The sequence below is a fragment of the Staphylococcus sp. GDH8C109P genome (assembly GCF_017893405.1).
Lineage (GTDB): Bacteria > Bacillota > Bacilli > Staphylococcales > Staphylococcaceae > Staphylococcus > Staphylococcus cohnii.
On record NZ_JAESMX010000014.1, the window covers coordinates 17,864 to 40,374 of the forward strand.

Annotated in this window: 15 protein-coding genes and 4 pseudogenes; 6 read left to right on the top strand and 13 right to left on the bottom strand. The window is 33.3% G+C overall.

Going from position 1 to position 22,511, the window contains the following annotated elements; genetic code table 11:
* Positions 1 to 14 precede the first annotated feature (14 nt).
* Both KA867_RS06795 and KA867_RS06800 read right to left on the bottom strand, forming a co-directional pair.
* The gene (locus KA867_RS06795; protein WP_210137482.1) at positions 15 to 635 is read right to left on the bottom strand and encodes a hypothetical protein; all 621 of its coding nucleotides are present in this window, start codon (positions 633 to 635) and stop codon (positions 15 to 17) included.
* A 721-nt stretch (positions 636 to 1,356) separates the two neighbouring features.
* Positions 1,357 to 2,226 carry a GNAT family N-acetyltransferase gene (locus KA867_RS06800; RefSeq protein ID WP_210137483.1) on the bottom strand — a complete coding sequence of 290 codons (870 nt, stop codon included), beginning with the start codon at positions 2,224 to 2,226 and terminating at the stop codon, positions 1,357 to 1,359.
* Positions 2,227 to 2,393: 167 nt separating this feature from the next.
* Between KA867_RS06800 and KA867_RS06805 the strand changes: the two genes are divergently transcribed.
* The gene (locus tag KA867_RS06805) at positions 2,394 to 2,663 is read left to right on the top strand and encodes a hypothetical protein (protein WP_019467864.1); all 270 of its coding nucleotides are present in this window, start codon (positions 2,394 to 2,396) and stop codon (positions 2,661 to 2,663) included.
* A gap of 122 nt (positions 2,664 to 2,785) precedes the next feature.
* On the opposite strand, the pseudogene KA867_RS06810 reads toward KA867_RS06805, so the two are convergent.
* A pseudogene (locus KA867_RS06810) lies at positions 2,786 to 3,751 on the bottom strand (CHAP domain-containing protein).
* A 161-nt stretch (positions 3,752 to 3,912) separates the two neighbouring features.
* A complete protein-coding gene (locus KA867_RS06815) occupies positions 3,913 to 4,692 on the bottom strand; it encodes an arylamine N-acetyltransferase family protein (protein WP_210137484.1) in 780 nt (259 codons plus the stop codon).
* Positions 4,693 to 5,108: 416 nt separating this feature from the next.
* Between KA867_RS06815 and ilvD the strand changes: the two genes are divergently transcribed.
* A complete protein-coding gene (gene ilvD, locus KA867_RS06820; RefSeq protein WP_210137485.1) occupies positions 5,109 to 6,809 on the top strand; it encodes a dihydroxy-acid dehydratase in 1,701 nt (566 codons plus the stop codon).
* Between the two features lie 973 nt (positions 6,810 to 7,782).
* Here ilvD and lip read toward each other — a convergent pair.
* The 3 genes and pseudogenes from lip to KA867_RS06830 form a co-directional block, all read right to left on the bottom strand.
* Positions 7,783 to 10,116 carry a YSIRK-targeted triacylglycerol lipase gene (gene lip / locus KA867_RS06825; RefSeq protein ID WP_481906158.1) on the bottom strand — a complete coding sequence of 778 codons (2,334 nt, stop codon included), beginning with the start codon at positions 10,114 to 10,116 and terminating at the stop codon, positions 7,783 to 7,785.
* 44 nt (positions 10,117 to 10,160) lie between these two features.
* Positions 10,161 to 10,248 (bottom strand): annotated as a pseudogene (locus tag KA867_RS13595) (YSIRK-type signal peptide-containing protein); the annotation flags it as partial.
* A gap of 377 nt (positions 10,249 to 10,625) precedes the next feature.
* On the bottom strand, positions 10,626 to 11,954 hold the full coding sequence (locus KA867_RS06830) for a sodium-dependent transporter (protein WP_210137487.1): 1,329 nt from the start codon (positions 11,952 to 11,954) through the stop codon (positions 10,626 to 10,628).
* 279 nt (positions 11,955 to 12,233) lie between these two features.
* Here KA867_RS06830 and brnQ point away from each other — a divergent pair, with 279 nt between their 5' ends.
* Together brnQ and KA867_RS06840 are read left to right on the top strand one after the other, a co-directional pair.
* Complete coding sequence (gene brnQ, locus KA867_RS06835) at positions 12,234 to 13,538, top strand: branched-chain amino acid transport system II carrier protein (protein WP_210137488.1); 1,305 nt, start codon at positions 12,234 to 12,236, stop codon at positions 13,536 to 13,538.
* A 261-nt stretch (positions 13,539 to 13,799) separates the two neighbouring features.
* On the top strand, positions 13,800 to 14,171 hold the full coding sequence (locus KA867_RS06840) for an iron chaperone (RefSeq protein WP_210137489.1): 372 nt from the start codon (positions 13,800 to 13,802) through the stop codon (positions 14,169 to 14,171).
* 76 nt (positions 14,172 to 14,247) lie between these two features.
* Here the strand turns inward: KA867_RS06840 and KA867_RS06845 are convergent, their stop codons facing one another.
* The gene (locus KA867_RS06845) at positions 14,248 to 14,988 is read right to left on the bottom strand and encodes an alpha/beta hydrolase (RefSeq protein WP_210137490.1); all 741 of its coding nucleotides are present in this window, start codon (positions 14,986 to 14,988) and stop codon (positions 14,248 to 14,250) included.
* Positions 14,989 to 15,442: 454 nt separating this feature from the next.
* Between KA867_RS06845 and KA867_RS06850 the strand changes: the two genes are divergently transcribed.
* Entirely contained in the window at positions 15,443 to 16,672 is a 1,230-nt protein-coding gene (locus tag KA867_RS06850; protein WP_210137491.1) for a pyridoxal-phosphate-dependent aminotransferase family protein, read from the top strand.
* 93 nt (positions 16,673 to 16,765) lie between these two features.
* Here KA867_RS06850 and KA867_RS06855 read toward each other — a convergent pair whose 3' ends face one another.
* Together KA867_RS06855 and KA867_RS06860 are read right to left on the bottom strand one after the other, a co-directional pair.
* Complete coding sequence (locus tag KA867_RS06855; RefSeq protein ID WP_210137492.1) at positions 16,766 to 17,977, bottom strand: CynX/NimT family MFS transporter; 1,212 nt, start codon at positions 17,975 to 17,977, stop codon at positions 16,766 to 16,768.
* Positions 17,978 to 18,089: 112 nt separating this feature from the next.
* Positions 18,090 to 18,347, bottom strand: a pseudogene (locus KA867_RS06860) (amino acid kinase family protein); the annotation flags it as partial.
* 102 nt (positions 18,348 to 18,449) lie between these two features.
* Between KA867_RS06860 and KA867_RS06865 the strand changes: the two are divergent.
* On the top strand, positions 18,450 to 19,616 hold the full coding sequence (locus KA867_RS06865) for an IS256 family transposase (protein WP_204230676.1): 1,167 nt from the start codon (positions 18,450 to 18,452) through the stop codon (positions 19,614 to 19,616).
* 143 nt (positions 19,617 to 19,759) lie between these two features.
* Here the strand turns inward: KA867_RS06865 and KA867_RS06870 are convergent.
* The 3 genes and pseudogenes from KA867_RS06870 to KA867_RS06880 form a co-directional block, all read right to left on the bottom strand.
* Positions 19,760 to 20,464, bottom strand: a pseudogene (locus KA867_RS06870) (amino acid kinase family protein); the annotation flags it as partial.
* A 13-nt stretch (positions 20,465 to 20,477) separates the two neighbouring features.
* Positions 20,478 to 21,248: an oxamate carbamoyltransferase subunit AllH family protein gene (locus KA867_RS13540; RefSeq protein WP_210137493.1), complete on the bottom strand. Its 771-nt coding sequence runs from the start codon at positions 21,246 to 21,248 to the stop codon at positions 20,478 to 20,480.
* Positions 21,245 to 22,510, bottom strand: a complete 1,266-nt coding sequence (locus tag KA867_RS06880; protein WP_210137494.1) for a YlbE family protein — start codon at positions 22,508 to 22,510, stop codon at positions 21,245 to 21,247. Before KA867_RS06880 ends, KA867_RS13540 begins: the two co-directional genes overlap by 4 nt.
* Position 22,511 lies beyond the last annotated feature (1 nt).

A 22,511-nucleotide genomic window follows, 5' to 3' on the forward strand; every position in this document is an offset into this window, starting at 1 on the left:
CTAAGCTGAATCATTTAAAGTTCTTGCAATTTTTCATTTAATAATTGCATTTTACGTTCTCGTAATTTTGTATAATATGTGATATCCTCTTCTCGCGTTTCTAGTGGAAATATATAATAAACATCTTGATAAAAATCAATATTAGCTTTAGTGCGCCTACTTTCCAACACGATTCTCGAACTATCAGGTTGCGCTAAGGATAATTCATATTTGGGCATCACACTATGATACACATTTACAATTTCCCCATCTTTAATTAAATCTGAGGTATTTATAAATTTAATTTCTATATGGTGTTCATTCGCTAAACTTCTCGTTAATAACGCTAACATTATGTCGCAAAACATAATCGTCATAATACCTTTATTTTCGAAAGGAGGTGCAACTTCTAATTTTTCAATACACACCTTTTCAGTTTCACCAAAATGGTCAAATCTAGATTTAAATGTATCGTAAACTTCATTTTCATATCTCGTAATCGCACTTGTTGAAACATAGTCTAATGACGTACCTTTCAAATAATAATAACATTCCCCAAGATCTAATAATCTTTGATATGAAAAAGGTTTTATTTCCTCATAAAAACTTCTACAAATAATATTAAACGGACTCATACTGTTACGCTTTGTAAGCATGGATTAACCTCCAATTAAATTGATATTCATCATAATATTTGGCTATCGCAATGGTTGCTTCCGACACACATAGAAAAACACCCCACATCGGATGTGAAGTGCCAAAGCTGATATTTATTTTTCAACTTAAGGTTAATGATTATTAAAAATGAAATAATTCTACTATTTAAGGCATACTAAAGTTTCAAAAATTAAACTTTTACAAAGTATCGTCCAAGCTCATTACAGCAGATAACATTAATAAAAAACTTTCAACCATAATATCTATTAAGCTCTACGTACAATCTCATATGTGAAGCACCTGCAAAAGCCATTCTTAACAGTTCAAAAATTATTTTCATAAACCAAACTGCACATCAATGGTTCAAATAAAAACTTTCCATCTTCATTGCCTATTCAATCCAATCAATGTATTAACAATTCAGTTTAATAACTTATACATTCAAAATAATCATATCCTTAATTTTTTTATTATTTATATATTTAACATTTAATATCCAACCATAACAGATTTTCATATTTAAACAAACATAATTGATTCATTTGAATTTAAATAATTCTAATATATTTTTTGACTTTCTTTTAAAATTATCGATTTTCATTATACTTATTTTCAGCTGGCACTTCTATTGCACAACCACTTTCAGCAAGTTCGCTTCACGCAAAAAAGCGTCATTAAAGCTAACAAAGTTTGTTAGCTTTAATGACGCAATCATCGATTTCAACAGCTTTGCTTCATTATGTATACAGGTTTATTTTCTAATAACGTTTCACCTACAATTTCATAATCACTCTGAATATAAAGTTTTCTAGCCAAATAATTGTCTGTATTAACCGCTAAATAAATTTCATTGATTGTGGGGTAATACTGTTTGACATATTGAGGTAAAACACGCATCACTTTTTTACCAAAACCGAATCCTCTATAGTGACTATCTACACTAAAAGATCTGAAAAATATTGCGTTTACGTTTGCAGTATAAGGCTTGACTCCGTCACCTTCATGTAACGTAAAAAAGCCAACACAATGATCTTTGCCATCATACACTAATGTAGGGTGACGTTCTTGATCTCGATTTGCCAAATCAATATTTTCTAAAGGTGTTTTGGTGAAATTTCGGTCTTCTGTCGACAATGTAAAATTCACTAAATCAGCATATAATGATGCGTGATACGGTCTTAATTTCACTGCTTTAGATGCCTCGATTTTTTGTTTAGCATGTTTAATCCATGTAAGCACAGCAGGCGCAATTTTTTCTGTCTCATTTTTTGTGATCCATTTTATATCAGTAATTTCTTGTGCTGGTTTAACCGATGACCAATCAATATCTAAAGATGTTGAAAAACAATTCAACTCCGTCTTAGTATTTTTTTGAGGATAAGCATCTCCTACAACAGTACCTAAATAGTTAAAATTTTGTTCCGAAATATCCAGTTGTAATTCTTCCTGCAATTCTCTTCGCAAAGCTTGTTTTAGAGACTCTCCCTGATCTATTTTCCCACCAGGAAAATAGTATTTTTTTCTGTTTCTAGCTTGTACCAATAATAATTTGTCGTCTGATTCGACTACCAAGCATACACATTTAATCATAATTATCATCTCCACTCCCCAAAACAAACTATTTTTATACTTTCAACGCTTATGTTATCATATTCCCTTCCTTGAACACATTTTGTTTTTTTATCTCTCACAATAGCGTTTAATCTAATTAATGTTATAATAATAAAGTGGATTTTATATAATGGAGGATTTCATTCATGGCTAAAAAAACAAAAATTAATCGCATTTCAAATACAATTAACTTCATAGGCATCGCCGTTGAAGGTTTTAATTGGTATGCATATCAATCAAAAAATAAAAAGTTACTTTACACGAGTATGGCTATTACAAGTGTGGGTGCAGTCTTAGATTTCTATACTGCCTTAAAATCACCAAAAAAGTTTGCTAAAATATTTTCAACATTCACTTTGGCAAGTACGTTATTCTCAACTGCCAAACGTATAAAATCATTACGTCAAGAACCATAAACATGAAACGTCTAGCAACGCGCTATAAAATTTCATAAAAGCAAAATAAACGTCAATTTCTATATGATTTAATAGAAATTGACGTTTATGCGTTAATCAAAGATATTTTGTTTTAGACACGCTTAATGGATATATTTATATGAACTCACTTGAGATGCTGGAATCGTTCTATATGTTGCAATCCCAGGCGAAGCACTGTAGTTCATTTCAGAAACAGTAATGCTACCATTTGAATTTACAGATTCCACAAATGCTACGTGGCCATAATATCCAAGATCACTTTGTAGTATTGATCCTACAGTTGCTCTATGATCTACTGTGTATCCATCTCCTGGTGCGGCATTGTCCCAATTATTAGCATTCCACCAATAAGTACTAATACCTTTACCAATTTGAGCACGCTTATTAAAGACATGCCATGTACACTGACCCCAGTCATACAAATTTGAATGGTTAAATACTGGTGTTTTATAACCAGTTGATCCTGATGAACCTGTTGAACCACCTGATGATGCTGTACCAGATACTTTTAATTTTTGCCCTGGATAAATATTGAAGTTTTTAAGACCATTCAAGCTCATGATTTTTTGATATGTCGTACCATATTTAGCAGCAATCGCAGATAATGAATCACCTGACTTCACTGTATACGTTGTTGTATTACCAGACGTAGTTGAACCACCTGTTGAAGTTGAGCCAGATATTTTTAATTTCTATCCTGGATAAATTGTAAAATTAGAGAGTCCATTTAAACTCATAATTTTTTGGTATGTCGTCCCATGCTTAGCTGCAATTGATGACAATGAATCACCCGATTTCACTGTATACGTTGTCGCACTCGAACTGCTTGTTGAAGTTCTTGAACTTGTAGTCCCTGATACTTTCAATGTTTGATTTGGAAAAATCACATTCGATGTTAGATTATTTAATGATTTCAATTTTGCTATTGAAATATTATATTTATTCGCTATTGACCAAAGAGAATCGCCACTTTTGACTTTGTAAGTTGTAGCTGCATCTGCATTTGCAGAATTAATAGCTGCTAGCGCACTTGTCCCAATTACAGTTGCTATTATTTTTTTATGCACTTATGTAAACCTCCCAATATAAATCCGATACATTTCGTTTCCATCACGTTTACTATTATACAATTTAATTTAATACTTTTGTATATAATTTATATGACATTATTATTACAAAGTAAACCTTTTGTTATTTCAATGAAACATAACGTTGAATACTATATATTTCAGTCAAAAGTTTTTATATTTATATCTTTAATACCAAAATAACGATGCAAAAAGTATTTATAGTTTCCAGATGTTATATTTTTCTTTTCTTTTTGACCATGATCCGTAATTGTCAAATGATCATTCGACATCGTTACTCTACCGAAAGTCGTTGCTTTACTAATTAAAAGTTGTTGAACAAAAATAGATGCTTCATTACTTTGATTAAATGCTATGCCTTGTTCAAAATCTGCCAATACCCTAGGTTCATCCTTAAATTGATATTGCGTCTGCCATTGATGATCAACTTTCTTCTTCATTTCAAATGTATGGTCACTTACTTTGCTTACTTTAAACTCACCATTTACATCATAAACAATTTCCTCATCATTTGTGATTGGCATGGCTGCTTTAGGTATATCCGCATAACCGACATCAACTAAGTATTTTTTCTGATTCAATGTAACGATTAATGCCATGTGTGACCCTTCCATGGCCCAACCTGAGCCATTATAAATTGTCGCCGACACCATAGACACGTTATACCCTTTATTTGTTAAATATGCGCAAAACAATCTGTTTTGTTCATAACAATAGCCTCCTCTATGTTCATTTACAATTTTATCTATCATTGATGGATTATCTAAAGCAATAGGTTGTCCATTCTGCACATTAATATTTTCAAATGGAACGTTCAATACATACCTTTCAATATAATAGTTCAATTTTTCTAAATGATTGTCATCATATGTATGTGTATCTATCTCTAAATAATTTTCTAGTACGTTAAAATCAGTCATGCAATTCCCTCCATTTCTCAATAGCTGTAAAATAAGCTCTATACGCATGTTGATGCATTAGTTCAATCGTCAGTGACAACTTATAACTGATCAACTTCGTTCATTCACTTTAAACAATAAAAATAGAGTTATTCCAAGTTTTGTAAGACTTTCTTAAATATGTTCTATTAATTTATATGATAAAGGGTAATAATGATTATAGACAATCTTTTGATATTGACATCAATTAAATAAATAGATATTGTGTATGTCTATACATTTGTATAGCTAATTTACTATATTTTAAAAGTATCGAAGTCACTTTACGATTCAGTGATATGCATGAACATTTAGGTGTTATGGCATCAGATACTTATTATTTTAAAATTTTCAGATTATTCTTAATATAATGTGATTTTTATTTTGGAGGGGATTATTTGAGCAAGGAACAGTCGCAAAATCAACAACCAAAAGATTTACGAATCCGCAGCAAAGTGATTAGTGAAGGTGTAAGCCGTACGCCTAATCGATCTTATTTACGTGCACTTGGTTTTGAAGACGAAGATTTTGAAAAACCTATGATTGGCGTTGCTAGTACATGGAGTGAAGTTACACCATGTAACATGCACATCGACGGTCTCGCTCGTGCATCTAAACGCGGTATAAGCGAAGCTGGAGGTTCACCACTGATTTTTAATACGATTACAGTTTCAGATGGGATTTCCATGGGCACTGACGGTATGCGCTTCTCACTGCCAAGCCGTGAAATCATTGCTGATTCAATTGAGTCCGTAGTCAGTGCTGAAAATTTGGATGGTGTTGTAGCAATCGGTGGCTGTGACAAAAACATGCCAGGTTGTATGATTGGTATCGCTCGTCTTAATTTACCAGCTGTCTTTGTATATGGCGGGACTATATTACCTGGGAAATTGAATGGCAAAGATTTGGATGCTGTATCTGCTTTTGAAGGTGTTGGACAATACAATAATGGAGAAATAGATAAAGCAGCATTACATAAAGTAGAGTGCGCTGCGTGTCCTGGTGCCGGAGCTTGTGGTGGGATGTTTACTGCTAATACAATGTCCTCAGCTATTGAAGCTATGGGAATGAGTTTACCTGGAAGTGCCTCTCACCCTGCTGTATCAACAAATAAATCAAAAGATAGTCGCGCAGCGGGCAAAGCTGTTTATCATTTATTAGAGCAAGGTATATATCCTAAAGATATCATGACCAAAGAAGCATTTGAAAATGCGATTACTGTTGTCATGGCGTTAGGTGGCTCTACAAATGCTATCTTACATTTACTAGCTATTGCACATACAATTGATGTAGATTTAACACTTGATGATTTTGAAAAAATACGTAAACGCGTACCGCATATTGCAGATTTAAGACCTAGCGGTAAATACGTAATGGCACATCTTGATGAAGTAGGTGGTGTTCCAGGCGTAATGAAACTATTACATGAAAAAGGGTTAATCCATGGTGACTGTTTAACAGTTACTGGAAAAACAGTTGCAGAAAACTTAGCTCAACAGCCTAGTCTTTCTGATGATAAAACAATCATTAATTTTGATCAGCCTAAACATCCTACAGGGCCACTTGTTATTTTAAAAGGTAATCTAGCACCTGAGGGCGCAGTAGCCAAAATTTCAGGTTTAAGTGTTACTTATATTAAAGGGCCTGCGAAAGTTTTTGATTCAGAACCTGCAGCGACAAAAGCAATACTCAATGACGATATTCAACCTGGAGATGTCGTGGTGATTCGCTATGCTGGACCAAAAGGTGCACCTGGTATGCCAGAAATGCTATCAGCTTCTTCTATTTTGGTAGGAAAAGGATTAGGTGAATCTGTTGCATTGTTAACAGATGGACGTTTTTCAGGTGGTTCACATGGTCTAGTAGTAGGTCATGCTGCTCCAGAATCTCAAGCAGGTGGCCCAATGGCATTACTTCAAGAAGACGACATCATTACTATTGATGCTGAAAATTTAGAAATTAGTTTTGATATTTCTGATGAAGAGTTAGAACGTCGTCGTAATGCATGGCAAGCCCCTCCACTAAAAGAAACACGTGGTACATTAGCAAAATATGCCAAACTCGTATCATCTGCTTCAAAAGGCGCAATCACTGACTAATGAGTAACATTCGCTTAAATTGTTTAATATAAAATCTATTTTAATACATTCACTTTGTCACTTTTATACAACTATTTAGATTTTAAAAAATTATCAGTCTCAAACGAATTTTATGAGCAATACTTTAAAATATGTGTCTCTATAACCACAATGACTTTAATTAATGAATAAACGTCAATTTCTATAGAATTTTATAGAAATTGACGTTTGCTTTGTTTCTACGGAAATTTTGTATTAATGAAACCGTTACTTTTCTTTGAAAGCAAGATTCTATAATTTAAATAATTATGTAATCACTTTTCATACACTTTTGAATGCGCTATTGTTATATATTTTTATTAATTTCCATTTTGGAATAATTTATTACTATTTAGGGAATTTTAAACAAAATTTAGCACAATTCTTTTATAGTGAAGTTAACAAATTAAAGTGAGGTGAAGGACATGGACTTTATCATTGATATCATCAAAAAAATTGTTGGTTTATTCACAGGTAAATAATTTCTAACCTCTTTAAAGAGACTGATACGACATGTATCAGTCTCTTTTTGACATACAACATAATCAATAGCTGCACATTACAATTCATTGATATTATTTCCATCCATATTTAGCGTCTTGTTTCACTTTCTTCACCTTTTCAATCGTATCATTCACCTTTTATCCTTTTTCGTCAGACAAATATTGTTTTCAAGAAAATAGAACACACTGCATTTTACGCAACTAAAAATGAGCGAAGATAAAATCAAAGTCTAACTTTTGATTAATTATCCTCGCTCTGATGTATCCTATCAAATTGACTTAAACAATATTCAGTATATATTGATAGTTAAACGTTATTGGCTTATTTATCAATTTTCGATTACTTACGAAAATAAAGTTTTCAATATATTGAATAATGAACCTACTAAATCAAAAAAGTCTCCACTCATCATTTTCCCTCACCTTCATAAAATATAATCGCACCGTTTCAACTATGCTTCAGCACTTTCAGTTCTTACTAAATCCGAAGCAATGCCTTCATAAAATTGGCTTAATTCTGCTTGTGAACGCTTTGTATCATTACTATCTTGGCCAACAAAATCTGCATGATCCCAATTGTGCATAATTGGTGTTACTTGCCAAACACCTTTTTGAACCTGATTCGATGCTTCTACATATGCTTGGTTAAATGGATGTAATGCTGAAATTGTCGAAACAAGTCCATCATTGACACGCCACTCTTTTTCTGGTGCTTTTCCAATCACATTACCTGTTATACCCATAGGTAAATACATATTAATATCTGATTTTTGTCTACCAAATAAACCATCTCTCGTAGATTCTCCAGTATATGTTTTATAAACTATATTCGGATTTAGTGATGTTTTTTTATTTAATTCAGTTGCGCCTGCTCTTGTTAAATCGTAAAATCCATTATCATCTGTCGTCCATAATTTACTATCTTTCAATCGTTCAACATATTGATTATATGTTTCATCGTCTTTTTGTTTTAAACCCCATTGCTCTAAGCCAAAGCTAACTTTAGAATTTTTATTACCTTTTAATTTCGCATAATCAAACGCAGCTTGTCTGATGAGCGTTTCATTACCTAGTTGATCAGCTGCATGTGTACCATTATGAGGTGTTGCTAAAGTGGTAATTGAACTAATCATATTATCATTATTGCCTTGAAATACTGGGGATATATCGCCACCATGTTGTTTTTGATACTCTATTTCTTCTGGATCACCATTACGTAAATATTCTTCTAATTGTCTAATGGTTTGTCCACCCATGCTATGACCGACTAAATGAACTTTTTGACCTGGTTGCCAATCTTTATATACACCTTCATATGTTTTACCATAACGGTCATGTCCATATTTTTCAGCATGTGCAGCACCGTAATCTACTGTGCCACCTTTAATGTAATAATATAACTCAACTGCTCTATCATGATTACTACTTAAAGCACCAATACTTGCTTCATATGCATTGTAACCCTTTTGTTCTAAGTCTTGTTGTATATTTAATTTGTCTCCACCCCAATAATGAGGTAAAACAGATGGTTTAATATCATCTGTAAAGCCATTAAAACCATGCACTAAGATAATAGGATCTTGGTTTTTATATTGGCTTTGTTTCGCTTTTTTTGTAGGTTGCGTTTGAGTTTTCTCAACGTTCTGTTGATTCACTTGATTATTTGTTGTAGCAACTGCATTTTTCTTAAGTAAAGCTAAACTTTTTTCTTGATCGTTGTTCTTTTGATTGCTTTGACGATCTTCACTAACTAAATCATCATTTTTTAACTGTCCAAATTTAACACCACTTTGAACTTCTGATTGCGATGAATCTGCATTTACTTTCATCTCTTTTGCTTTGTCTTGCTCGTTGTATTCTGAATCTACTTCTTCTGATGTCTCATCTTTTGCTTTATCTTGCTCATTATATTCCGAATCTACTTCTTCTGATGTCTCATCTTTTGCTTTGTCTTGCTCATTGTATTCTGAATCTACTTCTTCTGATCTCTCATCTTTTGCTTTATCTTGTTCATTGTATTCCGAATCTACTTCTTCTGATGTCTCATCTTTTGCTTTATCTTGTTCATTGTATTCCGGATCTACTTCTTCGGATGTCTCATCTTTTGCTTTATCTTGCTCGTTGTATTCCGGATCTACTTCTTCGGATATCTCATCTTTTGCTTTATCTTGCTCGTTGTATTCTGGATCTACTTCTTCTGATTTCTCACCTTTTGCTTTATCTTGCTCGTTGTATTCCGGATCTACTTCTTCGGATATCTCATCTTTTGCTTTATCTTGCTCCTTGTATTCCGGATCTACTTCTTCGGATATCTCATCTTTTGCTTTATCTTGTTCGTTGTATTCTGGATCTACTTCTTTTGATGTCTCATCTTTTGCTTTATCTTGCTCATTGTATTCTGGATCTACTTCTTTTGATGTCTCATCTTTTGCTTTATCTTGCTCGTTGTATTCTGGATCTACTTCTTTTGATGTCTCATCTTTTATTTTATCTTGTTCGTTGTATTCTGGATCTACTTCTTCGGATGGTTCATCTTTTGTTTTATCTTGCTCGTTGTATTCTGGATCTACTTCTTTTGATGTCTCGTTTTTTGTTTGGCTATTATTATTTTCTACGTCAATTTTTTCGTTACTTTCGTTTTCTACTTCAGTCGTAAATGTATCATTATGTAAGCTTTGATTATCTGAAGTTTGTTTATCATTCTTATTAACCGGCACACCACTATCCCCAGTAGTGTTATCACTATTTGTTTCCCCAACATTCTCCCCAATGTCTTGATAGCTCATTTCACTTGTTTGTTTTTCTGTTTCAGCAGCTTGCGCACTGTCTACACCTAGAAATAGTAAAGACCCAATCAATATAGATAATGCGCCAAAAGTAAATTTACGAATACTATATTTGTTTTTCTTCTGTTCCATACTAGACACCTCTTGGTTAATAGAATTTAATAAATAACAAACTTCCTTTTGCTAAATGAATAAATTTAAAATAAAACGTGGCACTAATTCGAAAAATTTACCAAAAATCTCTTTCATAAACTACCACTCCTTTCAGAAAACGTTTTCATACAATTATAAAAATTAAATTATCTATTTAAAACAATTAAAGCAATACAACAATTTTTTTAAATAAATAATTTAATTTGACTTTACTAAATAAATAAAACATAGTCAACAACATAAATAAAAATATAATAACTTAATTTACACTTTACAAATTATTCAAAAAAGCCCCTATCAATAATCAATTTTTACATTGATATGATAAGGGGTGAAGAATTAATGTTATTTAATTTCTATAAAAATTGTACGACAAATATTAATATAATAACGATTGGCAAGATAAATTTGATGAGATAATACCAAGGTATAAACAATCGTAATTTATCTTTTCCAAAATGTTCTTTTAATGCTTGTTTATCGAGCAATTGTCCTACAACAAGTGTTGTTCCTAATGCACCTAAAGGCATTAAAATATTAGAAACTAAGAAATCCATATTATCAAAAATAGTTCCTGCTGCAAATTTTATATGACTTAGGCTTCCAAAAGACAGTGTTGCGGGAATACTTATGATAAAAACAAGGATACTTATATAAAACGATACAGATTTACGTTTCGAATTATCATTCTTAGTAAAGTTGGACACATTGAGTTCAAGTAACGAAATTGAAGAAGTAAGTGCTGCAAATAAAAATAATATTAAGAAAATAAAATAGAAACCTGGACCATATGCCATTTGATCAAATACTTTTGGCAACACTTTAAAAAGTAAGCCCGGACCTTCAGTCGGACTATAGCCAAAAGCTGAAATCGCAGGGAATATTGCTAGACCTGCCAACACTGATACTAGAATATTCATCGCTACAATCGAAACAGCCGAAGTTTTAATCGTCATTTCTTTAGGTGCATAACTAGCATATGTAATCATGCCTGTTGTTCCTAATGAAAGTGTAAAAAATGATTGGCCTAGGGCAAATAAAATACCCTCTATTGAAATGTCTTCTATTCGTGGTTGTAATATATATTTCAAACCTTCAAATGATCCATCTAAAGATAACGATTTAACAACAATAATAATAAGGAAGATAAATAGTAATGGCATCATAAATTTAGATGCTTTTTCTAATCCTTTTTCAACCCCCATCATTACAATGAACATCGTTAACAAGATAAATATTCCTTGGCCTGTAATGGTCAACCATGGATTACTAATAATTGATTCAAATGCTATGTGCCCTAATTTATCACCATTAAGCGAGAATATTTGAAATAATACATTGAATATATATATGATAATCCAACCACCGATAACACTATAAAAGCCAAATAAGATAAATACAGCTAAATTACCATTCCAACCTATAATATTTAACCATTTTTTATTTGTTAATTTTTCATATATTTTAGTAGTATACGTTTTGCCCATTTTACCTACTGTAAATTCCATCATTAATAATGGCAGTCCTACAAGCAGTGTGAATATTAAAAACATTAATAAGAAAGCACCACCACCATATATACCTGCCATATATGGAAATTTCCACATTGCGCCTAGTCCTATTGCGGATCCAGCACTTGCCAATATGAAACCGAGCGAGGACTTCCATTGTGATTCATTGTGCATCGTTCATACATCCTTTACACCCTATTATTCTTTATTACGTTAAAGCGTTTATGTAACATAGGAAACTACTATAACATTTTTTTGAATTGAGCTCAATAGTTAGCTGTTTAAAACGCTTGATATTGTAGTTTTCTTTATTATTATGACATTAAAAATTCAACTTAATTTAACATCTTACATGGTTTAATTTTCTGAAATTTCATTGAATTCATATAACTTTTGTGTTATATTAATGTATGTTTTGCAACAAATAATTTTAAAAATAATAGAGGTATTAAAATGAATAGACTCATACTGATTTCCGGTCTTATGTTATTCTCATTTTTCTTTGGAGCCGGAAATCTAATATTTCCACCTATGTTAGGATATACAGCTCAAGAAAATATGTGGGTTTCAATGATAGGATTTTCAATCACCGGTATTTTATTACCGTATTTAACAGTCATCGTAGTAGCTTATATGAACGGTGGCGTTGAAAGTATTGGTAACAAAGTCCATCCAGTATTTGGTACGATTTTTGCAATCTGTATTTACGCGTCTATTGGCGCATTATACGGGATTCCACGTGCTGCAAATGTCGCTTATGAAATTGGTACAAAAAATGTTTTACCTGTACATAATCAATTAACTTTAATTATATTTTCAGCAGTCTTTTTCTTAGTTGTTTACTTGATTGCGCTTTATCCAAATCGAATCATAGATAATTTGGGTAAATACCTAACACCTATTTTAATATGCATTATCGCTATTTTATGTATTTTAGTGATTATTAACCCTGAAGGTTCAATTGGTAAAGCTGGTGGCGACTTTGCACAAACTCCACTTGTGTCAGGTATCTTAGAAGGTTACTTCACAATGGATCTCGTTGCTGCACTCGCTTTTTCAGTAGTCATTGTACAAAGTTTTAAATTAAATGGTGTTAACGAGCCAAAATTATTAGTTAAAAATGTTGTGAAAGCTGGCTTTATTTCGGCTGTACTGTTATTTATCATTTATTTTGCTTTAGCCTATGTTGGTGCAACAACTGATCAAACAGGCTTTAAAGATGGCACAGATATTTTAACTTTTAACTCATTACGTGTGTTTGGTGCTTTAGGAAACTTAATTTTTGGAATCATTGTGATATTAGCTTGTTTAACAACATGTATTGGACTTGTGAATGCTTGTTCAGCATTTGCAATGAAAAAATTACCAAAAATTTCTTATAAATTATTTGTACTTATCTTTTCAATATTAGGTTTTATTGTTTCTACATTAGGATTAGAGCTTATTTTGGAAATTGCTGTACCATTACTTACATTTATTTATCCAACATCTATCGTATTAGTGCTTATTTCGTTATTGAGTATATTTATCTCATTTGAAATGAAATATAGCTTTATCATACCAACGATTGCAACATTGATTATTTCTTTATTACAAATATTAAGTGATTTTAATTTAATTAAAGTACTTAATGTTGTATATGCGCATTTCCCATTAGCGAATATCCAACTAGCATGGTTGATACCATTTATAGTATGTTTGCTAATCGGTATCATTATTGACTTCTTTTATGCTAAATCGCAAACTGAAATGTCTTAAGTTAGTGCGCATTGTTATCCAACGATATGCCAACACATATCTATGCTCATCAATACATCCCTTCAATTATGGGATGTATTTTTATATGTAACATAGCAAAATGTCAAATGAGATTTCTGAAATTATCATAAACTGTTGATACACTCAAATTGGAAATTTAGATTAAATTCACTCACCTATAAAGTGATATATTTGCATGTAATTGATATAATACGCTTACGCTATATAATAAAATTCACACTTTAAGGATGGAGATATTGTATGACTGAATTTAATGATTTTTTACAGTCACTGGATAATGACAAACAAACAGCCACGATGAAAGCTATCTTTAATTGGATTTCCGAGACCTTTCCTGAACTCGAAACAACTGTAAAATGGAATCAACCGATGTATACACATCACGGTACGTTTATTATCGCTTTTAGTAAGTCCAAACAGCATTTCTCAGTAGCACCCGAAGCTAAAGGAATGGCTGAATTTACGGAACAAATTGAAGCAGCTGGATATTCACAAACCAATAATTTATTTCGTATTAAATGGACTCAAGACGTTAACTATGCATTATTGAAGTCCATTATTCAATTCAATATCGATGACAAAGCGGATTGTACAACATTTTGGAGAACTTAATTTGAAACATATTGAACAAAAAAGGATGACTTCTACTCCATTTGGTAGAAATCATCCTTTTTAATATTTTCATGGCTTATGTATAATCTTCAAAAAATGCAATAATATCTTGTTCTACTTCTAAATGACCTTCTCCATACGTCATTAAATGTTTACAAGTAGCGTAACCTTGAATTTCTTTATCTTCATGTGCAATTTGATTATAAATATAATTTGCACTAACTTCATAAGCTTTTTCATCCTGTTCGCCAAATTTTATAGCGATAGGAGCAGATATCCGGTTTAAATTCGCCATCACATCATCAACAAGCTTTTTGAATTTATCAAATCCAGTGGTATAGTTTTCAATTTGGTCAATTTGTTGTCGAATTGTTTCTTGAGACAAACCTACTAAATTACCCATGCGTCCGCCATAAAATTCCAGTCTGCTCGCAAGTCCTGCATCATCTTTACTAAACGGCGTCGACATGACTGCAACAGAACTAACTTGTTTTTCTTCTGCCAATTTTAAAGACAAGATACCACCTAACGATATGCCACATACACTTATATTCGAATAGCCCTTATCTTGTAAAAATTGATACCCTTCTAACGCATCTTGCCACCAATCCTCTGCGTCATAAGCCATCAATGATTCGAGTAATAAACCATGTCCTTTATAGGCAGGAACATAACAGGTAAAACCCGCTTTATTTAATTTTGTTGCTAATAATTTCACATCTCTGATTGTTCCTGTAAACGAATGTAATAACAATACGGCACGTTCAGAAGATTCATTTTCCAAAAATATTGGATTAGGTTCTTTTACATTTATCATCCATTGTCACTCCAACTTTTAACATCCATACATATTGTAATAGAAAATCGTTACGATACAAAGAGATATGATTAATAAAAAACCAAGATCATTCAAGTGATTATCGTAAAAAAATACAAGCCACTTCCTTAAAGGAAGTAGCTTGCTTCTATGAGGAAGTCTGGAAACATGCCTAAGCGCATGCTCACAGCGACCCATAGTGTGTGCATACCCTTGGCATGCTTATATAGTGTACAATTTTATGTATCTTCTTTCAAACATTTATAAATAATGAAGTTGTGGAAAATCATTTTATCTACATACAAGTATATAAGATAATTTCTATTTATCCACTTTATTTTTGTAATATTCAGATAAATGATTGTTAAATTATTATCGATTTTGACGAATATATATCAGCTTTAATAAAGTATAATATATAATGACGGAATTAAAAGGAAATGAGGTAATAAATATGGATGATTTAAAAATCAACAAAAGATTAATAATGACACCCGGCCCTGTTAGCGTAGACCCCCGTGTTTCACAAGCAATGTCAAACTCTATCTTAGGTCAATTTGACTACGAATTTGTTGACATTATGAATCAAACGATGGAGCTAATCCGCAAATCATTTTTAACAAAAAACCAGTGGTCATTTCCTATTGATGGTACAAGTCGTGCTGGCTTAGAAGCTGTAATTTCCAGTATTGTGAAGCCTGGCGATGATGTTTTAGTCCCAGTCATTGGACGTTTTGGCTATTTATTCGCTGAACTGGTTACACGTGCTGGTGGTAACGTCCACAGCATTTATAAACCAATGGGAGAGGTATTTGAACAGTCAGAAATCATTGAAGCACTAGATCAATATCAACCGAAAGTACTCGCTATTGTTCACGGTGAAACATCGACTGGTAGATTGCAACCGATTGATCAACTTGGTCGTGCATGTAAAGAAAGAGGGATATATTCTGTTCTAGATGCTGTTGCCACATACCAAGGCATGGTTATTCCAGTTGATGAATGGGAATTAGATGCAGTCATTGGTGGCGCTCAAAAATGTTTATCTATTCCTTCAGGTATTACCCCAATCACTTTCAATGATAGATTTAGTGATGCTATCAATGCGCGCAAACGTGTAGAACTTGGTATTCGTTCTACTGAAGCAACAGAACAACATCATTTTATCAGAAGCAATTATTTAGATTTAACACAGTTACAAGACTATTGGAGTCCAAAGCGTTTAAATCACCACACTGAAGCAACAACTTCAATATATGCGCTTCATACTGGTCTAAGGTTAGCACTATCTGAAGGTCTAGAAGCACGCGCTCAGCGTCATACATGCCATCAAGAAGGTTTAAAATCAGCTTTGAAAGCACTAGGGTTAGAAATTTATGGTGATGAATCAAACGAAATGAAAATGGTGATATGCGTTAATATCCCTGATGGCATAGATGATATAACATTCAGAGATGGTTTATTAAAAAATTATGGAATAGAAATTGCAGGTTCCTTCGGAGAGTTAAAAGGTAAAATATGGAGAATCGGAATTATGGGTTATGCCGTCCAAAAACAAAACATCTTAACGTTTTTAGCTGCATTTGCAGCTCACCTTATTTCCCAAGGCCACATTAAAAACCTTGACCTAGAAACTGCGATTAAAACACTTTTAAACCACTATGATAACAATGAAATATCATAAATTTTTTAACACATCTTTTCATTAGATAAATCAAAAAGGTACAACTCCAAACCTAAAGCGTTGGTGTCGTACCTTTTTAAATTTAAGTCTTTTCTACGATTCATCTTCTACAACTCTATTTTTAGCTGCTGGATAACCAAAAATAAAGAATAGTAATGACATTAACAATAATGCAATAATACCTGATATCCAATTTCCTGTGTAATCATGTAAGTATCCAATTAAAAATGGTCCAATCGCTGCGATTAAATAGCCTACTGATTGGCCGAACCCTGATAATGAAATACTACCATCACTTGTCCGTGCACGAATGGAAAAGAATGTCATACATAAACTGAAACAAGCGCCCATTGCTAAACCAGCAATGACCATACCGATAACAAGTAATACTAATGACTGTGTAAAGAATAAGCCAAAACCAGTTAAGAATAAGATTGTGATAATAACAACCAATATACGTTGGTCTTTCAATTTAGATGCAATAATTGGAAATGAAAATGTCATAGGTACTTGGGAAAATTGATTGAGCATTAATAAATAGCCTGCTGTGGATGGATCCACACCTCTATCCACTAATATCGATGGTACCCATGCAACAACAGTATAGAACACCATGGATTGGAAGCCCATCGTCAAAGCCACCATCCAAGCTAATTTAGATTTGACAATATTAACTTTTTTGTGATGTTTGACTTGTGTTTCATCAATTGTTTGTTTTTCTAATTTTGCACCTTTACGTGCTTTCGGTATCCATAAAATAATTGCGATAATCCCTAGAATAATCCAAAATGACAATGACAACCTAAAACCAAGCGGTGTTTGAGATAATGGGAAACTCAATCCTCCACCTAAGCCTGCTGTAAAGTTCATAGTCCCACTATAGATACCCGTAGCTATACCAATTTGCATCGGGAAATACCATTTCACATAACTAGGTAATACAACGTTACCAAATGCAATTGCTATCCCTAATACTAATGTACCAGTAATGAATAAACTAAAATCCCCAGCTACACGTAAGTACAATCCAATAATCAATAATATTGTAGAGTACAAAATTGTACGAGACATTGTTAAACGTGAAGTTACTCTCGATACTAATGGAGAAACAATCGCAAAAATAATGAGCGGTATAGTAGTTAAGATGCCAGCAACACTGTTATTAATTTCCATTACATGCTTAATCTCATCAACTACAGGCCCTACTGATGTGAGTGGTGCACGTAAGGTAGAAGCAATAAACACAATTGCTAAAATTACGCCCCAATTTTCTTTGATTCTATGTATGCGATAGGGTTCAGTCATCTTATACCACCTTTCTTCCAAGTCTTTTAGTCTTTTAATATAATAATACAACGAATCGAACAAATGAAAACCATTTGAACGATTCGCAAATAATTGATTCTAAGTAACTCATTTATGATTGATCAACATTTAATAAAATACGTGTACCTGCTTTACCCTCTAATGCTTCAACTGCATCATCTAATGAACAAATAATCGCTTCTTTACCCATTTCAGCAAATTGAATCGCAGCTTCAATCTTAGGTAACATACTTCCTGCAGGAAATTGTCCCTCTGCAACATAAGCTTTTGCTTGTTCAACTGAAATCGTTGCTAATTTCTCTTCGTCCGGTTTACCAAAGTTCACACAAACATTTGAGACGTCTACTAGACGTCGAATATGTCCATATAATTGTGTAATAAAATAAGAGCCATATATAGCTCACTTTAGTACAATGTAATCGACTAAGAAAAATTGTAGAGGTGACTATATATGACTCAATTAAATATTAACGTAGACTTTGAAGAATTGGCAAGTGCTATATTTGAAAGTAACTTAAATACAGCTATGAAAAGTATTGCTGTATCTGTCTTAAATGCTTATATGGAGATGGAAAGAGACCAGTATGTAAATGCAGATTTCAAACAAAAGAATCCTAAAAGGATTGCCCAACGAAATGGCTACTACGAACGTGATTTTATGATGCCTGTTGGTAAAATTCATCTGAAAGTGCCTAGAACACGTGATGGTGAGTTTACAACTGACGTTTTCGAACAGTACACACGCTCTGATCAATCTCTTATTTTAGCTATGATGGAAGCTTATATTAATGGTGTTTCAACTCGGAATATCACGAAAATTGTCGAGGCTTTATCAGGGGAATCTGTATCGAAATCAACGATTTCTGAAGTAATGAAAAATATAGATCCTGATATTCAAGAATGGGCAAGTAGACCCATTACGAATCATCAATATAAGTATGTGTTTGTTGATGCTATGTATATAAAAGTTAAAGAGAATAATCAAATAGTATCCAAGGGTGTTTACACCGCAATGGGTATCAATGAACTTAGACAGCGTGAAATTATTGGCTTTAAAATTTCTAATCAAGAATCTGAAAAGGCTTGGTCTGAATTTTTTGAAGACCTTAGAATGCGTGGTTTAACGACACCAGAGCTTATTATTTCTGATGCTCATTCTGGTCTTATTAAATCTATTAAATCTCAATTTATAGATTCATCTTGGCAACGTTGTACTTTTCATTTTCTTAAAAACATTGTTGAACGTTTCCCTAAGAAAAATTCTGAAGATGCAAAACTGTTACTTAAATCTATTTTTAAAGCACCTACTTATCAACATGCATTACAGCTTAAAGAAGAACTGATAACTAAATATCAAAATAATCCAAAGTATTCAGAAGCACTCAATATATTAGATCAAGGCTTCGAAGATGCTGCTCAGTTCTATAGGTTCCCAGCACAACATCATAAAAGTTTACGTACGACTAATTCTATTGAGAACATCAATATGCAAGTTAGAAAAAGAGAGAAAGTCATTAAGACTTTCCCTAATTTAGACTCTGCTTTTAGATTAATTGGTGCTGTACTTATGGATATCCAAGAAAATTTTGATAGTTCAAAACGACCTTTTATTACTTAGAATTACTACTAATTTTTTTAAAATTAGTAGAGATTAACAAAATATATCAGCTAAAAACCAAGCATATATATTTTGTTAATACCATAGAAAAACCAATGGTTGATTACATCTAAAGATATTACACAAAATTATGGACTTGACTAGACGTCTGTTAACATCATGAATGTATCTGCTTTAACTTGTTGCGCAAGTTTCAAACCAGAGCGATCTTTATCGATAACCGCTTCAACACCTTGAATACTTCCGTTTTCATCACGGTAAACTGGTATACCACCGCCACCAGACGAAATAACGATTGCTTGATCAATCAATGCTTTGATTTGATTTACGCCGTGAATCACAAGTGGTTCTGGTGACGGAACAACACGACGGTAACCTCTACCTGCATCTTCTACCATCACAAAACCATGCGCTTCTTCTAGACGTTTTGCTTCAATTTCGTCAAAAAATACGCCAATCGGTTTTGTTGGATTATCAAATGCTTGATCATCTTTATCCACTTCTACCATTGTTAATAATGTTACCACATCACTTTGGATGTCTAATGCATGCAAATGGTTTTTCAAAGATTCTTCCATCATATAACCGATGAAACCTTGTGATTCAGCATTACAAGCGTTAATTGGAAGTGGATCAACAACGTCTTTTGCTGCTTCATTTTGTGCAATAATATTACCGACTTGTGGCACATTACCATGTGTAATGACAACGTTATGTCCAATTTTTTTCAACTCTGCCATTTTACGTGTAGCAGCAAACACATTTTTATATTGATTATCGTATGACGCTTCTTGTTTGGGTTGTAAAATAGCGTTACCACCTAAAGCAAGTACAACACGTTTACTCATACGTTTCACTCCTTCAAGTTAATGCTACAAACATGCCATATACTGTGTCTCTTCCTGATGACGAACCTACTTTAAGCAGTCGATCAATGTTTGCCAGTGACGGTTCATGTTGTAACTCTGATATTTTCGAACTAAATAACCCTTGTTGTGCGCATTTTAAAAAGGTTTCTCCTACTCGTGTTGTTAATGGTTCATTAAGTAGATGTTTTAATTTTTCTAAATTTGGTTTTCTAATATATGGATCGGTAAAATGAATAAACAACATACCAGTTAGAATGTCATCACCAGAAGGCGTAAGCCCTTGTCCTCTACCAATGAGGTAGCGGTAATATTGTTCTACGGTTTCAGCATCTTCATATTTAAGTGCATGTATGATTCGGCTCATTGTTTGGCGGTCAAAGTCACCTTCATCGTACATTGTAAAGTCATATGTCGATATATTTTGCTTTAATTCATCATTATTTACCTTTTCAGCGAAGTCTTTAAATGGCAATGATGCAACTTGCCACACAAGTTGGCATGTTTTACTCATATGAATTGTGTTAGGACCTATAGTGATTTGTTGGTTTAAGGAAATCTCATTTAACAAACTACGTTTCGTTTGTTGGTCTATTAATATACCAAATGGAAACATGCCATTTTCATCGGTACCTATAAATATAAGTTCTTGCGCATCATTAACAATATTGAATCCTTTATTAAATATGCTATGCACATAAAAAGTTTGATGATTTGCTAATATTTCCTTGGCAATATTGCCTATAGCTGTTGCGTGGAAAATCACGCTTTAAAGCCTAATTTCTCTGCGTATGCAGTAATTGCTTTTTCAAAACATTCAATCGGTGGGTGAACTGTACCTGCACCAATTTGACCATAACCAGCAATTTTATGTGCAATACCTGTATTAATAACTGGAGTAATACCTGTTTCAACGACTTTACGTGCATCAATGCCTAAGCAAGCACCTTTGAAGTTCCACGTAGGAATGGCAAAGTTTGGATTCTCACCGATACAAATTTCAGTCATTTCATTACTGATATCTAATGCATCATCAAAGCCACCAGTACCAACAAATCTAGTTACTGCTGGCGCAGCGATCATTGCCATACCACCAACACCGATTGTTTCAGTGATGGCAGAGTCACCGATATCAGTATTAGCATCTTCAGCAGAATAGCCTGTGAAGAATAAGCCATGAGGCGTATTGACTGGTGCAGTAAACCATTCATCGCCCATACCAGCGATGCGAATACCGAAGTTTTCGCCGTTACGACACATAGCGGTTACAACTGTACCGTGTTCGATTGTACGTGCAGCATCCATCATAGCTTTACCTGTAGCCATCGCTACGTTTAAGAAGAATTGGTCTGTATCCGCTAAGAATTGTAGCACCTCTGTACGTTTTTCTGCTTCAACATCGTCTAATGAGGAAATGATAGGCGCAACTTCTTTTAAGAAAGCTAAGGAAGCTGCAATATTTCGTTGGTGGAACTCATCACCCATTGCAATTGCTTTCGCGATTAACACATTAACATTTAAGCCATCGTTCATTTTGTGTAATGCTTTGCTTAATACTGGTCCTAAAACATCTTTCATCCAGTGAAGACGATTGACTACTGTATCATTATAAGCACCGAAACGTAATACTGCGCCGATACCTTCGTTCATTTGGCAATATGCTTCGTTACCTGTCTCTCTGTTTTCCACAACAAGTACAGGCATGTTAGCTGAAGTAATACCACCCATTGGACCAACTGCATTGACATGGTGACATGGGATGAAAGTGATTTGTCCTTCTTCTAACAAATTACGTGCATCTTGTTCATTATCTGCCCATCCTTCAAAAAGGATTGCACCGACACAAGAACCTTGCATAGGATCTGTCATATTTTCATATTTAATTGGTGGACCAGCATGTAATAATACATTTTCTTTGAGTTCAGGAATTTTAGATTTGGCTGGCACTACATCTACTAAAAATGGTGCTGCTGCAATCATCTTATCAATGACTGCTTGGTTAGCTTCATCTATTGTTTTATAAGCCATT

Excerpts from the sequence above, each read along its gene's own strand:
- KA867_RS06805 (WP_019467864.1), top strand. The coding sequence starts at position 2,394 with ATGGCTAAAAAAACAAAAATTAATCGCATTTCAAATACAATTAACTTC.
- KA867_RS06830 (WP_210137487.1), bottom strand. The coding sequence starts at position 11,954 with ATGCACAATGAATCACAATGGAAGTCCTCGCTCGGTTTCATATTGGCA.
- KA867_RS06850 (WP_210137491.1), top strand. The coding sequence starts at position 15,443 with ATGGATGATTTAAAAATCAACAAAAGATTAATAATGACACCCGGCCCT.
- KA867_RS06815 (WP_210137484.1), bottom strand. The coding sequence starts at position 4,692 with ATGACTGATTTTAACGTACTAGAAAATTATTTAGAGATAGATACACAT.
- KA867_RS06865 (WP_204230676.1), top strand. The coding sequence starts at position 18,450 with ATGACTCAATTAAATATTAACGTAGACTTTGAAGAATTGGCAAGTGCT.
- KA867_RS06855 (WP_210137492.1), bottom strand. The coding sequence starts at position 17,977 with ATGACTGAACCCTATCGCATACATAGAATCAAAGAAAATTGGGGCGTA.
- KA867_RS06795 (WP_210137482.1), bottom strand. The coding sequence starts at position 635 with ATGCTTACAAAGCGTAACAGTATGAGTCCGTTTAATATTATTTGTAGA.
- lip (WP_481906158.1), bottom strand. The coding sequence starts at position 10,116 with ATGAGCTATCAAGACATTGGGGAGAATGTTGGGGAAACAAATAGTGAT.
- KA867_RS06845 (WP_210137490.1), bottom strand. The coding sequence starts at position 14,988 with ATGATAAATGTAAAAGAACCTAATCCAATATTTTTGGAAAATGAATCT.
- KA867_RS06840 (WP_210137489.1), top strand. The coding sequence starts at position 13,800 with ATGACTGAATTTAATGATTTTTTACAGTCACTGGATAATGACAAACAA.
- KA867_RS06800 (WP_210137483.1), bottom strand. The coding sequence starts at position 2,226 with ATGATTAAATGTGTATGCTTGGTAGTCGAATCAGACGACAAATTATTA.
- KA867_RS06880 (WP_210137494.1), bottom strand. The coding sequence starts at position 22,510 with ATGGCTTATAAAACAATAGATGAAGCTAACCAAGCAGTCATTGATAAG.
- brnQ (WP_210137488.1), top strand. The coding sequence starts at position 12,234 with ATGAATAGACTCATACTGATTTCCGGTCTTATGTTATTCTCATTTTTC.